This window comes from Allobacillus sp. SKP2-8 (assembly GCF_007559355.1).
Lineage (GTDB): Bacteria > Bacillota > Bacilli > Bacillales > Alkalibacillaceae > Allobacillus > Allobacillus halotolerans.
The window spans coordinates 378,093-393,461 of sequence record NZ_VMHF01000001.1; the positions used below are offsets into that span (position 1 = coordinate 378,093).

13 protein-coding genes are annotated in these 15,369 nt (G+C 39.8%); 2 read left to right on the forward strand and 11 right to left on the reverse strand.

The genetic code is table 11. The features are described 5' to 3' along the window. Positions 1-357: 357 nt before the first annotated feature. The 8 genes from topA to ylqF form a co-directional block, all read right to left on the reverse strand. The gene (gene topA / locus FPQ10_RS01960; RefSeq protein ID WP_144159429.1) at positions 358-2,430 is read right to left on the reverse strand and encodes a type I DNA topoisomerase; all 2,073 of its coding nucleotides are present in this window, start codon (positions 2,428-2,430) and stop codon (positions 358-360) included. Between the two features lie 448 nt (positions 2,431-2,878). Continuing rightward, positions 2,879-3,772, reverse strand: a complete 894-nt coding sequence (dprA, locus tag FPQ10_RS01965; RefSeq protein WP_144159433.1) for a DNA-processing protein DprA — start codon at positions 3,770-3,772, stop codon at positions 2,879-2,881. Between the two features lie 161 nt (positions 3,773-3,933). After that, a complete protein-coding gene (gene sucD, locus FPQ10_RS01970) occupies positions 3,934-4,839 on the reverse strand; it encodes a succinate--CoA ligase subunit alpha (protein ID WP_144159436.1) in 906 nt (301 codons plus the stop codon). A gap of 16 nt (positions 4,840-4,855) precedes the next feature. Further along, positions 4,856-6,016, reverse strand: a complete 1,161-nt coding sequence (gene sucC, locus FPQ10_RS01975) for an ADP-forming succinate--CoA ligase subunit beta (RefSeq protein ID WP_144159439.1) — start codon at positions 6,014-6,016, stop codon at positions 4,856-4,858. 97 nt (positions 6,017-6,113) lie between these two features. Next, positions 6,114-6,386 (reverse strand): EscU/YscU/HrcU family type III secretion system export apparatus switch protein, encoded by a 273-nt coding sequence (locus FPQ10_RS01980; protein WP_255439623.1) that lies wholly within the window; start codon positions 6,384-6,386, stop codon positions 6,114-6,116. An 8-nt stretch (positions 6,387-6,394) separates the two neighbouring features. Further along, positions 6,395-8,251: a hypothetical protein gene (locus FPQ10_RS01985; RefSeq protein ID WP_144159445.1), complete on the reverse strand. Its 1,857-nt coding sequence runs from the start codon at positions 8,249-8,251 to the stop codon at positions 6,395-6,397. A gap of 13 nt (positions 8,252-8,264) precedes the next feature. Next, positions 8,265-9,011 carry a ribonuclease HII gene (locus FPQ10_RS01990; RefSeq protein ID WP_144160159.1) on the reverse strand — a complete coding sequence of 249 codons (747 nt, stop codon included), beginning with the start codon at positions 9,009-9,011 and terminating at the stop codon, positions 8,265-8,267. Between the two features lie 82 nt (positions 9,012-9,093). Further along, on the reverse strand, positions 9,094-9,942 hold the full coding sequence (ylqF, locus tag FPQ10_RS01995) for a ribosome biogenesis GTPase YlqF (protein ID WP_144159448.1): 849 nt from the start codon (positions 9,940-9,942) through the stop codon (positions 9,094-9,096). 154 nt (positions 9,943-10,096) lie between these two features. On the opposite strand from ylqF, the gene FPQ10_RS02000 reads away from it, so the two are divergent. Next, a complete protein-coding gene (locus FPQ10_RS02000; RefSeq protein ID WP_186278501.1) occupies positions 10,097-11,296 on the forward strand; it encodes an iron-containing alcohol dehydrogenase in 1,200 nt (399 codons plus the stop codon). A gap of 21 nt (positions 11,297-11,317) precedes the next feature. Continuing rightward, positions 11,318-11,953 (forward strand): PAQR family membrane homeostasis protein TrhA, encoded by a 636-nt coding sequence (trhA, locus tag FPQ10_RS02005; protein ID WP_144159451.1) that lies wholly within the window; start codon positions 11,318-11,320, stop codon positions 11,951-11,953. A gap of 85 nt (positions 11,954-12,038) precedes the next feature. On the opposite strand, the gene FPQ10_RS02010 is transcribed toward trhA, so the two are convergent. From FPQ10_RS02010 to FPQ10_RS02020, 3 genes are read right to left on the reverse strand one after another with little or no spacing between them, the layout of a single operon-like run. Next, positions 12,039-12,758: an ECF transporter S component gene (locus FPQ10_RS02010; protein WP_144159454.1), complete on the reverse strand. Its 720-nt coding sequence runs from the start codon at positions 12,756-12,758 to the stop codon at positions 12,039-12,041. Beyond that, a complete protein-coding gene (locus tag FPQ10_RS02015) occupies positions 12,734-14,410 on the reverse strand; it encodes an ABC transporter ATP-binding protein (RefSeq protein WP_144159457.1) in 1,677 nt (558 codons plus the stop codon). Before FPQ10_RS02015 ends, FPQ10_RS02010 begins: the two co-directional genes overlap by 25 nt. Further along, positions 14,401-15,273 (reverse strand): energy-coupling factor transporter transmembrane component T, encoded by an 873-nt coding sequence (locus FPQ10_RS02020; protein WP_370512019.1) that lies wholly within the window; start codon positions 15,271-15,273, stop codon positions 14,401-14,403. The genes FPQ10_RS02015 and FPQ10_RS02020 overlap by 10 nt, the downstream gene beginning before the upstream one ends. Between the last annotated feature and the right edge of the window lie 96 nt (positions 15,274-15,369).

Here is a 15,369-nt window from a genome sequence, read left to right on the forward strand (position 1 = left end):
AATTATTCAACATTTAGCATATGAACTTCACATTTTTGTTGAAATTAACTCTTCATACGCATCAGAAAATTCTTTGGAATTCTGATGTTTAAACTGTGCTATCCATTGTCTTAATTATTAAAAGCTTACTAAATGACTTTTCAAGGCTTTTATGATGTAAAGGGAAACTTCTTACCACTGAGCAATTCTATAGGAATGTGAATTGTGTGTCAATTTAATTAAATCCTCACTATACACTTTTCACAATTTAGATAAAATTTAATCACAAAACCGACTTATTTTTTAAAATAGGTATTTTTAACCAAAAAACAAACTGTTCCTACACTGGTCTCCCAGAGAAGGAACAGTTTGAGGTAATTATTGTACACTTTCTTTGTAATCACAATTTGTACAAGTTACCTGCGTACCTTTTTTCTGTTTCTTTTCAACCAATAATGATTCACACCTTGGGCAAGGGCGATCAATTGGTTTATCCCATGATACAAAGTCGCAATCAGGGAATTGATCACAGCCATAAAAAGTTCTTCTTTTCTTACTTTTTCGTTCCACGACTTGGCCTTTTTCACACTTTGGACATGTCACTCCGATTTCTTTAAGAATCGGTTTTGTGTTCCGACATTCCGGAAAGTTTGAGCAAGCTAAGAATTTTCCATAACGGCCCATCTTATAAACCATTTCGTGACCGCATTTTTCACACGTGATTCCTGCAGGCTCATCTTTGATCTCAACCTTTTCGATTTCCTCTTCAGCTTTCTCTAAGCGTTTCTCAAAACCTTCATAAAATTGACCGATTACACGGCGCCATTTTTTGTCACCATCTTCAATATCATCCAAATCATTTTCCATGTTCACCGTAAATTCGATGTCAACGATTTCTGGAAAATACTCTTGCAATAAATCATTGATGATTCCACCAAGCTCTGTTGGTATAAATCGCTTATTTTCCAATTTAACATAACCACGGCGCTGAATTGTATCCAAGGTAGGTGCATAAGTTGATGGTCGCCCAATGCCTTTTTCCTCCATAGTCTTCACGAGTCTTGCTTCAGTGTATCTTGGAGGCGGCTGTGTAAAGTGTTGTTCAGGTTCGATTTGACTCGCTGTTGACTTGGTTCCTTCTTCTAATTCGGGTAGCAACTTTTGCTCGTCTTTTTTCTGATCGTCCGTACCTTCGACATATACTTTCATAAAGCCCTTAAACTTCACTTGAGAGCCTGAAGCACGAAACTCAACTTTGTTATTCAACAAATGTGCCGTTACAGTATCTAAAACTGCTGGAGCCATTTGACTAGCTACAAAACGCTCCCATATCAGCTTATATAGTTTGTATTGGTCATTTGATAATTTAGCTTTGATGGATAAAGGTTCTTTGGAGACAACTGTCGGCCGGATCGCTTCGTGTGCATCTTGTGTTTTCTGTTGGGATTTCTTTGCACGAGATTTGCCGAGATAATTTTCTCCATATTTATTTTGAATTAAAGTAGCTGCTTCTTGTTTTGCCGTATCCGAAATCCGTGTCGAATCTGTACGCATATAGGTGATTAGTCCAGTCGTTCCTTCTCGGCCACCTAGATCGATTCCTTCGTACAATTGTTGAGCGATCATCATCGTTTTCTTTGCTCGGAAATTCAGTTTTCGGAATGCTTCCTGCTGTAATGATGATGTGGTGAATGGTGAGGACGGGTTTCTTCTACGCTCCCGTTTGTTCACTTGATCGACTGTGAAATCTTTTCCGTTCAATTGCTTTAGTATTTGATCGACATCTTCTCTCGATTTAAGCTCCTTCTTTTTTCCATCTACTCCATAAAACTTTGCTTTAAATGTTTCGCCGTTATGGGTAAATTCAGTTTCAATTGACCAATATTCTTCGGGTGTGAAATTATTGATCTCGTTTTCTCGATCGATAATCAGTTTGACGGCAACGGACTGAACACGTCCTGCGCTCAATCCCTTCTTGATCTTTTTCCAAAGTAATGGACTGATATTGTATCCGACAAGTCGATCGAGCACGCGTCTTGCCTGCTGTGCATTAACAAGGTCCATGTTAATGGCCCGTGGCTCTTTAAATGAGTCCTTGACGGCATCTTTCGTGATTTCGTTAAATACTACACGACAGGCTGCATCTTCTTCAATCCCTAAGCTATTGGCCAAATGCCATGCGATTGCTTCCCCTTCACGATCGGGGTCGGCAGCAAGATAAACTTTCTTCGCCTTCTTGGCTGATTTCTTCAGATCATTCAGAATGGGTCCTTTACCTCGAATCGTAATATATCGTGGTTCAAAATCATTATCGACATCGACACCCGTTTGACTTTTTGGCAAATCAATGACGTGACCCATAGATGCTTTTACTTTATATTTTTTTCCTAAATAACGTTCAATGGTTTTTGCTTTCGCCGGTGATTCGACGATTACTAAGTAATCCGACATATATTCAGTCCTCCTGCGAGGTTTTCTATTTTTTGATTTCGCTCTGTTAAAGTTCGTTGTTGTTATGGTGATTCGCTTACGGTGAACGCTTTCCGCGGGCACGGCTTCAGCTAACTTGGGAAGAAAAACACTTCCCAAGTGGATCTTCAGCTCGTGCTGTTCCCGCAGGAGTCGCCACCTTCGCTCTTCACCATACAACAACTATGCACAATCTCTTTATTATCAACTCCACCAAACTTTAACAGAGCCTTTGATTTAAATTTCATTCTTTTAGACTGCCTACGTGGGGCGTCTAGCCCATTTATTCAGCGCCCATCGACCAACAGGGCAACTTGAACAATTGATTGTATTTTATATTTTATGTGTAATCTAATTTTCCTTGATGATAAATCTCATTCATTATTAAATACTTTCTACCTGTTTGTCAAACCGACTTTTCATTTTTTGGTTATTTTAATGAATTCGGAACTGATTTTTTCCACCAATCCAACAGGTCTTGTGGTTGTGTGATTGGGATGGCTCCCTCCTGCAAAAGCTTAAGGCAACCTTTTGCTTCTGGCAAGAAAATTGAATCAGGAACAACAAAAACATCCTTTCCTTGCTCAAGTGCCTGGTCTGCCGTAATCATTGTTCCACTGCGCTCGGTAGCTTCAATAATCAATGTCGCCTGGCTAAGTCCGCTAATAATACGATTTCTCTCAGGAAACCGCCAACGTTCTGGTTTCACATCCGGGGGATATTCGGTTAATAATAGCCCATTTCTCTCAATCGAACGGTACAATGAGGTATGTCTTTTCGGGTAAATATGATTGAATCCAAAAGCCAAAACAGCAATGGTTTTTCCTTTTTTATCGAGTGTCAGTTGGTGGCTCATTCCATCGATCCCATAAGCTAAACCACTGACAATCGTAACAGATTGTTCGATGAGTGGAGGAAGTAATACATTTATTTTATTTTTGGCAGTGGGAGAAGGTTTCCGGGAACCGATTACACTCAGATGATTTCCTTGGAGAAGTTTACGGTTGCCACGTGCATAGAGGATTAATGGGGGATCTGGAATGGATGCTAGAGTTTGTGGATAATCAGCATCGTAGATGGTTATCGGTTGTAATATGTTATATTGCCGGGCGGATAATTGTCGATAATGGCGATTTCTGAGGTGTTCATAGACTGATTTAGCAATAGGGATATTCAAATGAAGTGATTGACTGAGATCTTGCCAATGGAGTGAATGCAATCGTTCTAGTGAAGAATCTGTCAGTAAGTAATTTTGTGCTTTTTTTCGGGTTATTTTTGGGTGAGATAACAAATGAAACAATTCAAACGAGGGATTTATTTGCATCGAACGATGTCTCCTTTGAGGAAAGATACTATTTTTTTACAGGAAGGTAAACGTCTAATAGATGTCTATAAAACTTGGATCATTAAATGTGAGGGGCTTAGAGGATTATCTCGTAGAATAATAGTTGAGCCCAGACGATTCATCTGGACTCAAACTATAAGTTACTTAACGGTTTTACATTTTTCGGCAAGTCCTTTTTCTTCAAGAACTTTAATCATTGTTTCGCCAATATCTGCTGGTGTTTCAGCTACAGCAATGCCGCTTTCTTTCATAATGCGTTTTTTCTCATCTGCTGTACCTTTACCACCTGAGATGATTGCACCAGCGTGACCCATACGTTTTCCTGGAGGAGCTGTTGCACCACCGATGAATCCAACGACTGGTTTCGTCATATTCGCTTTTATCCATTCAGCAGCTTCTTCTTCAGCTGTACCGCCGATTTCACCAATCATGACTACTGCCTCTGTATCTGGGTCTTCGTTGAATGCTTGTAGTACATCGATGAAGTCTGTTCCGTTAACTGGGTCCCCACCGATACCAACAGCTGTAGATTGACCATAACCTTCCGTTGATAGCTGATGAACGGCTTCATAAGTCAATGTACCAGAACGAGATACGACGCCGATGTGGCCTTTTTTGTGGATATAACCTGGCATGATACCGATTTTAGATTCATCTGGCGTGATCACACCTGGGCAGTTTGGTCCGACAAGACGTGTTTTAGAGCCTTCCATCGCACGTTTAACTTTAACCATATCCAAAACAGGAATATGTTCAGTAATACAAATGACCAAATCCAATTCAGCATCTACAGCTTCAAGAATTGCATCCGCAGCGAATGGAGCTGGTACATAAATGACGGAAGCATTCGCTCCTGTCTCTTTCACAGCCTCTTCGACTGTATTGAAAACAGGTACGCCTTCTACTTCTTGTCCACCTTTACCTGGTGAAGTACCGCCGACAATTTTCGTTCCATATTCAAGCATTTGTTTCGTATGAAAAAGGGCTGTTGAGCCTGTGATCCCTTGAACAATAACTTTTGTATCTTTATTTACATATACGCTCATGTTCGACCGTCCTTTCTTATTTGACTAGAGATACAATTTTATTTGCACCATCAGCCATTGATTCTGCTGAAGTAATATTCAAACCGGATTCATCCAAAATTTTCTTCCCTTGATCGACGTTTGTACCTTCCAAACGAACGACAAGTGGCATTTCTAAACCAACTTGTTTGGTTGCTTCAACAACACCTTCAGCGATGACATCACACTTCATGATTCCACCGAAGATATTGACAAAAATTCCTTTTACATTTTGGTCAGATAAAATAATTTTGAATGCTTCAGTTACTTTCTCGGTTGTTGCGCCTCCCCCAACATCAAGGAAGTTAGCCGGTTCGCCGCCATAGTGCTTGATAATGTCCATTGTAGACATCGCAAGACCGGCACCGTTTACCATACAACCAATGTTTCCATCTAGTGCTACATAGCTCAAGTCATATTTGGAAGCTTCGATTTCTTTTTCATCTTCTTCATCCAAATCACGTAGCTCTTGAATATCCTTCTGACGGAATAATGCGTTGTCATCAAAGTTCAATTTCGCATCAAGCGCAATAACTTCGCCGTCACCAGTAGTTACCAGTGGGTTGATTTCTGCAATTGAACAATCTTTTTCGACAAATACTTTATAAAGGCTCATCATAAACTTAACAGCCTTACCGACGTATTCTTTCGGAATGTTCATATTGAAAGCAAGTCTTCTTGCTTGATAAGGGCTAAGACCGACAACTGGGTCAACAACCTCTTTGAAAATTTTCTCTGGCGTTTCAGCTGCCACTTCTTCAATTTCCGTTCCGCCTTCTTCCGATCCCATCATAACGACACTGGAAGTAGCACGGTCAAGGACAACACCTAGATAGTATTCATTCTTGATGTCGCATCCTTCTTCGATCAATAAACGTTTAACTTCTTTACCTTCAGGGCCTGTTTGGTGTGTCACCAATGTTTTGCCTAGGATTTCTTCAGCGTATTGCTTCACTTCATCCATATTTTTGGCAATCTTGACACCGCCGGCTTTCCCGCGTCCACCTGCGTGGATTTGTGCTTTAACAACTTTTACATCTGTAGTCAATTCTTTTGCAGCTTCAACTGCTTCATCAACAGAAAAAGCTACTTTACTATTTGGAACTGCCACATTGTACGCGCGGAAAATTTCTTTCGCTTGATACTCATGAATGTTCATGTTACATCCTCCCATCGATAATATCTCTAGCTATAAGAAAACCATGCTGGTCTTATTATACATAAAAATTGTATCATTCAAAAGAACAATCGCCAAATTACACGGTTTTTGTCATTTTTTGATCTACTCGATAAATATAAGCGAATACTTCGGCTACGGCTTGGTATAATTCTTCAGGTATTTTTTCATTAATATTTAAGTGACTCATTAACTCAATTAAAGCAGGATCCTCGTGCACGGGAACGTTTTCAGTAGCTGCTCGCTCTAGGATTTCTTCTGCTAATAAACCTTGACCTTTCGCAATGACTTTTGGAGCGGTTTCCACTTCTCCATCATAACGAAGCGCAATAGCTGCCTTTCGATTTGGCATAAATTTTTTCATGCTTTAAAATCAATCCCTTCACCTTGTTTTAACGGGTACGGAAAAGGATCGACGGGCCGCTTATTGGAATCTTCTCGTAATTTTTTTAAATGAAGTCCAGTGAACTGATAATTGATCCCTTGCAAACCAGCTTTCAAATCCTGTTCGTAATGATGTACGAGAGAACAAACGGATTTGGGGTCTTGATGATAGATGGTTACGTCAACCATTCGATTCATCACTTGCATATCAACAACGATATTACTTAGACGCGGAAGATCCAAATAAAACATGATCCGACATTGTTCTGGATGGATTGTGCCATCTGTTTGTTTTTTTCCTTCAAAATCCATCCAAAGATCTTCATTCAGGCCGAGCATTTCCTTTGGAAGTTGTGCGCTAAACTGGATAAAGTCGCGACTCGATTCCATCGATAAATGCATCGCTTGGATCGTTTGCTGAATTTGTTGCGCTGCTGCTTGAATAGATGTTGAAGTTGACTGACTTTGAACCTGTTGAAGTTGCGATAAAATACTCGGTAAATTATTAAACTTTCCTTTTCCACTTTCCACTTGGGTTAATTCCATAAAGCTTAATAGTTTTGCCATGACTGCTGTTGTACTTTCGCTTGGTGGCTGAGTCAAACCTCTAAAAAATAAAAGCACACGACGTTGTTCTCCGGCCGTTTGAAGTTGCTGTAGATGGGTCAATGATTCGATCAACTGAGTTCCGTTTGTCGTATGTAAAAATCCTGCAATGTCAGTAGGCCTCTGTTGAATAGAGTTTGTTAATTGGTCTAACATCGTTTGCTGCATAGGTAATTGCTTTTTTATATTGGTCAACAAGGATCCTTGTAGTAAACTCTTTAATTTTTGATGTTGTTCTTTCGTGATTGTTGAGTGGCTTTGAATTGATTGCATGATATCCAAAACGGTTTGAAGGCTTCTTCTGGAATTACCTAATTGCTGGTTCGCCAGCTGCTGAATACTTGTAGAGATTTTTTCACCTGTTATTGAAAAAGGAACTGAATGAAGTTGGCCATTCATCATTTGATTGCCAGACGGTTGAAAACGGTCCGACTGAGAAGCTGCCCAGGCCCGAATATGTGCTGACCATTCAGCATAACTGATTTGACTTGGGATGACTCCAGCTTTTTGGAAAAGTTGAAAGGTCGTCTGCGATCCACTTCCAACTTCTCTTAATGCTTGAAACATGAATGTATGGAGTATTTGATTGGATGACCGCTCTCCTTGAAATAATTGTAGTGAGGAAGCCAGTTGTATTTGATTAACTGTCTGTTGCTTACTTGCCATCATTTGATTTTCCAATTGCTGAATAACTTGATTGATCGATATCGGTTGATTCAAACGCTTGGATAAAGACTGGTAGACTTGCTCAGTCATCGGCATGTTACGAAGCAACATTTCTGAAAGAATCGTCGTACGCGTTGAAAGCGCATCCTCTTTTCCCAATGCAAATAACTGTCCAAGAGCTTCCTTCGACAGTGGGATTTGTTGTTTCATCAACCCTTGCAACAATGCTTGGTCAGCCTTTGTCAGCTTTAAACCGAGCGCTTGCATGATGACGTTCATACGTTCACCCGGATCATTTACCGGTTTTTGCGATAGAACTTTCATTTTAACAGCGGGAGACGTTTCCATGACTTGCATCAAATATTTTTGGTTGGCATGAAGTTCTGTATCAATTTGGCCAACGATTTGCTTCCCGCTCATTTGCATAAGGGCACGGTTTTCAGGTAAAAACTTAATGACTCGTGCAGGTAGTATTTGTCCAGTCCGAACGGCCAGTTTTGAAGCATCCGTCCGTGACAAACGGATGGATTGAAAAAGTTGATTAATTGGTTTCGGTTGCATCACTTTTCCTCCATTAGACAAATTGGTTTACTGGGGCAAAGCTTTTCCGATGATAGGGAGTTGAACCGAGTGTTTTCAACGCCTCCAAATGTTCTTTCGTTCCATAGCCCATATGTTTTTCAAATCCGTAACCCGGATAATCACAAGCGATGTCTTTCATCATCCGATCTCTCGTGACTTTTGCCACCACACTCGCTGCGGCGATTGAGATGCTTTTGGCATCACCTTTAATGATTGAGGTTTGTTCATAATCAATTTCAGGTAGTTTCATAGCGTCAATTAACAGGTGTTCCGGTTGAATGAGTAAGTCATGGACTGCCCGCTTCATGGCTTCCAATGATGCTTGGTGTATATTCATCAAATCGATTTCCGTCGGGCTTACTATGCCGAGCCCTACCGCAATCGCCTGATCCGTAATCAACTCAAAAAAAGACTCTCGTTTCTTTTCACTTAGTTTTTTGGAGTCCGTCAAACCGGGTAAATAAAAGTCTTCAGGTAAAATAACGGCTGCCGCAACGACCGGACCGGCAATTGGACCACGTCCCACTTCATCAATACCAGCGATTAACTGTACACCTTCTGATTTCAACTTATTTTCATATTGCATCATTTCGAAAAAAGCTTCTTTCAACGCTTGTTCTTTCATTTGTTTTTTTTCAAATTGCTCAAGAAGCTTTTGCACGCCGACACGTTCGTCATTTTTGATATGAATCAGCCATTCTTCAGATACATGGTCACTGAATAGCTTTTCTTTAATCATTGTAATGGTTTCTTTTGTTTCTTTCATCGTTTCACCTACTACTGAATTCTTGTTGGTTATATCGGTCAGTCTGTTACTTTGTTTATACGTGGAGTCGGTCCATCGTAATTCTTCCAAGCTTACCGGAACGAAAATCACGTAAAATTACATCTGACGTTTTTTCATAATCGACAACACCGCCCGCTTGGAGGCACCCTCTTTTCTTACCGATAACATCAAACCATGTGATGACATCTTCCTCGGTTAAATCCAGTCCATACCTCTCTTCAAGTAATGTTGGATAGTGTTCTTTTAAAAACTTGAGAAGATAAATAACGACCTCATCCAAGTGAAGGATCGTGTCTTTAATTGATCCAGTCGTTGCTAGTTTATAGCCGACTTCTTCCTCTTCGAATTTCGGCCATAAAATACCTGGTGTATCCAATAGTTCAAATTTTCCACGAATTTTAATCCATTGCTGTTTTTTTGTTACACCGGGCTTATCACCGACTTCAGCTCTTTTTTTATTGGCTAACCGGTTTATTAGTGTTGATTTACCAACGTTCGGGATTCCGATAATCATTGCCCGGATAGCTCGCGGTTGTACCCCTTTACTGGCACGTTTATCGTTCACACCTTGACCTAACTCTTTCGCTTTATGGATGAGCCTCTCAATATCTTTTTTCTGGTTAACATCAACGGAAAGTGCTATATTGCCTTCCTCTTCAAAATGATTGACCCATTGCTCTGTTACTTGCGGATCAGCTAAATCACTTTTCATAAGAACAATCAGTTTTTGTTTTTCTCCCAAAATTTCTTGAAGCATTGGATTCTGGGAAGAAACCGGCGTTCTAGCGTCGACTAACTCGATAACAAAGTCAACAAGTTTTAATTTCTCTTGTACTTCTCTTTTTGCCTTGGCCATATGACCTGGATACCATTGGATTTGCATTGTTCCACCTGCCTATCTCCTCATAACTCTTACTTTCTTCATTATAAGGAATTTCAGGGCGTTTGCCTAACTATATTAGTAATTATAGGGTTCGTGTATAATAGATAAATAATTTATTCTTTTCAAAATATAACTAAAGAAAGCGGTGTTTGAGTTGTACCAACTATATTATCGTACATATCAAATGGCCTTGCGTTCGGTCTCAAAGTTCCTTCCTTGGAGAGAGCCAAAAGTCTTCTCTGGATACAATAGTATCAATCAACTTGTTCCTTTTCTGGTTGAAAATGATTTGCATCGTTTATTAGTGGTAACGGATAAAGGGATCTCAAAAATAGGATTAATGAGTAATTTACTCGAACAAATGAAAGACAAACAAATCGCTGCCTTTATCTATGACGATACGGTACCTAATCCAACGATCACCAATATCGAAGAAGCATACACGATGTATAAGGAAAATCAATGCCAAGCCATAATAGCATTTGGGGGTGGATCGCCAATTGATTGTGCGAAAGCCGTTTTGGCAAAATTGGCAAAGCCTAATCAATCAATTGCCAACATGCGAGGTTTAATGAAAATTCGAAAGAGGGAAAGCTTTCTCATAGCTGTACCAACAACTGCCGGAACAGGAAGTGAAGCAACGTTAGCTGCAGTCATTTCAGATCCTTCTAATCAAGAGAAATATCCATTAATGGACCCAGTCTTAATACCGGATGTTGCTGTATTAGATCCACTGTTAACGAAGAATTTACCACCACATTTAACAGCCACTACAGGGATGGATGCTTTGACACATGCCATCGAAGTTTATATCGGAAAAAATATGACAAATGAAACACGCGAAGCCAGCAGAAAAGCAATTCAACTAGTTTTTGAAAATATATATATCGCTTATAAGGATGGCAGTAACCTTGAAGCAAGAAAGAATATGCTCGAAGCCTCGTACTTAGCGGGTTTTGCTTTCACTCGGTCTTATGTAGGAAACGTTCATGCGATTGCCCATACGCTAGGAGCATTTTACAATACACCTCATGGGCTAGCGAATGCGATTATCCTGCCACATGTGTTACAATATTATAGAGAAATAGTTTATGAACGACTCGCTGAACTTTCGGACTTAATAAAAGTAAGCGAGCAAACTGAACCAATCGACGAAAAAGCGAATCGCTTTATTGAAGAAATTAAACGCTTGAATCAGCGAATGGAACTTCCTGATCATCTTCCAGAAATCAGGGATGAAGATTTACCACAAATGATTGCCCGTGCCCACCGGGAAGCAAACCCTTTATATCCTGTGCCTAAAGTCTTTACAAAAAAGGATTTTGAGCAGGTTTATAAAATGATTCGTGGGTAGCAAAGAAAGGAATGGTTCATCATGGACGCAACACACACCTATACGAAAAAAGAAGAAGTGGTCAATGCGATCACCCATGGGATCGGCATCTTACTCAGTGCTGCCGCGCTGGTCCTATTGGTTGTCTATGCAGCGATGAATGGAACAGCTTGGCATGTCGTCACATTTTCAATTTTTGGCGCGTCAGCCATCGTTCTGTACACATCGTCAACATTGCTACACAGTTTAAGACCCGGACGTGTTAAAAATGTCTTTGAAATTTTAGATCACTCGTCCATTTACTTCTTTATTGCCGGAACGTACACCCCTTTTGTATTAATTGCTGTAAAAGGTGGTCTCGGCTGGACGCTGTTCGGAATTGTTTGGGGTCTTGCAATTGCAGGGACTGTCTTTAAATTATTTTTCGTTAAAAAATTCCTGCATGTTTCTACTTTGCTTTATATTTTGATGGGTTGGCTCATCGTTTTAGCATGGAGTCCACTTTCAACTTATATGACGACAGGTGGAATGCAGTTACTTGTCGCTGGAGGAATTCTTTATACAGTCGGTGCTGTATTCTATGTGTGGAGAGGTTTTAAATACCATCATGCTTTATGGCATTTATTCGTCCTAGCTGGATCGATTACACACTTCTTTTCAGTGGCAACTTTAGTTTAATTTTGAGATTTACGAAACCCCTCAGTTAGATGACTCGTTTCATTCGTCTCTAACTGGGGGTTTTTGTGTTAATTCATCTATTTTTTCATGTGCGATTGATCGTTTGATTGAGCGCTGGGTCTTCAAGTAAACCATGTTTCTTTTTAAAACGGTTTAAAATTCGTATCCAACTCATACTAAACAAACTAATAAAGACGATATTGGATATAGCATGGGCTAGATCATGATAAAAACTGGACACATAAATGCCCACAAGGAATTCCCACGTGAAGTTTTGCATATTGCTGAAAACAATCCATAGATTCATCATCCAACCAAATATAAAACCCCAAATAAAACCGAAAGTATTCAAAACCCATAAATTACCCATGCCCGCAAATTGTCTTAATAATCCAGCACTCATTCCCATCGTTCCCCAAGCAAACATTTGCCACGGAGTCCATGGGCCTTGTCCTAAAAACATATTTGAAACGAGTGCTGCCAAGGCACCAACCAAAAAACCTGATTCTGCCCCAAAAACCAATCCAACGGTTATAATTACGAATGAAGTCGGTTGAACACTTGGAAGGCCAGCAAAGGGTACACGTGCTACTGCGCCAATCGCTGACAACAATGCTAAGATGACGATTTCCCTTGTTTTCACAGTTTTGATTTCAAAACGAATAAAAAACAACATCATAATCCCGCCAATTATACCCAAGCTCAATAGTAGATAATTATGGTAGTTAAACACGGCATACATGACGATCAGCATTATAAAAACCGTAGCGGTTGCAATAATTAGGCTAGCTCGCGCTCTTGCCATGAATGCACCGCCTCCTCTAACGTCAGTACTTCCGGAAATTGACTATTTTGTGTAACTCGATTGATTGATGTTGTATAAAAATAGTTGCCTTTGAAAAACGAATGGGGTGGTGCTTCAGCCGTAATTTTCCCATCAAATATCATGGCACATTTCGTTGCAATTCTCGCCGTAAATTCAATATCATGAGTCACCATCAAAATGGTCAGACCTTCAGAATGCAATCGTCGAAGAATTGATTGAAGTTTAATTTTCGAAATGGGATCCAACCCTTTCGTCGGTTCATCCATCAATAAAATGGTCGGCTTCGTTAACAACATACATGCTAAAGCTGCCTTCTGAATCTCACCACCAGAGCAATCGTATGGGTGTCGATTCCGTAGATGCTCGATTCCGAATGTATTTAGCAATGAATCTATTTGTTGTTCAGAATCTTGAATCTCGTGCTGCTCGGTAATTAATAGCATTTCTTTTTCAATTGAATCTTGGATGAAGAACGTATGTGGTTGCTGCGATAAATAGGCAATATTTTGATGAACCCGGTTTACTGACTTATTTGTTAACTTGCGACCAAATCGCTTAACGATGCCTCGCTGAGGTTTGAGCAGACCTAGACAAGTTTTCAACAACGTTGTTTTTCCAGAACCGTTCCCTCCCATGACCGCATAAAAATCACCTTTTTTTAATGAAAGAGATAACTTGGACAAGACCATCGAAGAACTCTTTTCATACTGATAGTAAACATCCTTCAACTCAATGATTGGCTTCGGATTCTCAGTTGATTTTCCGTTTTCTTTTTTGATCATTTGATCCATTGCAGGTAGTGAAGCAAGCCATGCTTTACCTTCATTTACATTCAGAGGAATTTGATTAACTGTTGGTGAATGTTCCATTTCTAAATACATTTGTGAAATCGCAGGAATATATGGTAAGAAAGAAGTATCTTGTTGTTTAAAAACCTGATGAATGACTTCCCGACTCTTCCCATCATAAGCGATCTTCCCTTCTTGCATGAACACAATTCGATCAGCCTTATCAAAAAGCTCCTCAAGTCGATGTTCGACGACAATAACAGTTATGCCAAGCTCCTTGCTTAACCGTTCGAGCATAACCAACAAATCCTTGGCAGCTACAGGATCAAGTTGAGAAGTAGGTTCATCTAAAAGTAACAATTTCGGTTTCAATAAGAGGGCTGACAACAAATTCAATTGTTGTTTTTGCCCACCGGATAACGTTGTAGTTTTTTGGTTCAGAAGATGTTCTACACTGAAGGTATGGACCATTTCCGCCAGCCGTAGTCGCATATCGATTGGTGAATATCCTAAATTCTCCATGCCAAAAACAAGTTCTTGCATGACGTCATCCATAATGATCTGATTTTCTGGATCTTGTAAGACAAGACCAATTTCCTCCATTAAAACTCTCTCTTCCCATTCATCTAAGGATTTACCGAAGTAAGATATATCACCCGAATTCGAGCCATGCGGAGCAATTTCTCTTTTCAGCAAATGAAGGAGAGTCGATTTTCCACATCCACTTGGTCCACCAACGACGACAAACTCTCCCTGCTTTAAACGTAAATTAACACCATCCAAAGCATAGCTGGCTGACTCTGGATATTGAAAAGACAACCCGTTTACATTGATCATTTCCATCTTAATTTTTCTCTCCCTTCAGTAATGAGTGGAAAGGACGTTAAAATAAGCATACAGAAAAAAACAACCCAATCGAACTGAAAAAACCGCCATGGGCCTAGTTCTGGATAAATAATCATCTGGCCATATCCTAATTTGCCCCCATAAAAGCAAACCACCATTAAACTCACTAATACAAACAACCAAAACCAATCACGTTTTTCCATATAGTAAGGCGTGTAGGAACTTTTTTTACCTTCACTTCCATAGCCTCTCGCTTTCATTGAATTCGTCACATGGACCGCTTCCTCAAGCGACCACGTCAAAAGGATTTGAATTCTCAGCATGCCGCTTCTGACTCTTGTTTTAAGACTCCCAACAGTCATACTCATTCCTCGTAGACGTTGAACATCTCCAATTTCATCGAGACGTCTTTTCATCAATGGAACAAACCGAATTGCCATCATGATCATTAGAGCAATACGAGGAAGAAATTTTGAAAAAATATATAAAAATCGGTTACCGTTTAATATGATATTGAACGATATGAAGATCACTAAAATGATCGCAATAAATAATGCCATCGTTATTCCATACATAAAGGCTTCTACTGTCACTTGCTTTCCTCGAAAATAAAAAAGAATAGTCGTCCCTCGTGACACCAGGAATGGATTGATTAGGATAATTAGAGTACTCATGATCGACAGTGTAGGCAACCATTTTCGTAAGTCTTTACCACCATCATGAGATATATTGACGAAGATTAGTAACAATAAAATGGTCACTAGAAAGATTGGATGATTGAAATACATTGCTAATATCAACATACAAATATAATAAAAAAACTGAACATATGGGTGGTAACTGCGAAAACCATTATCGATTTCTCATCACACGCTTTCTATGTAAATATCGATATGCATTCCAGTAAAAAAACACTTCCCTGTTACAGGGAGGCAAAGGAGCCCGCTTTGCATTCT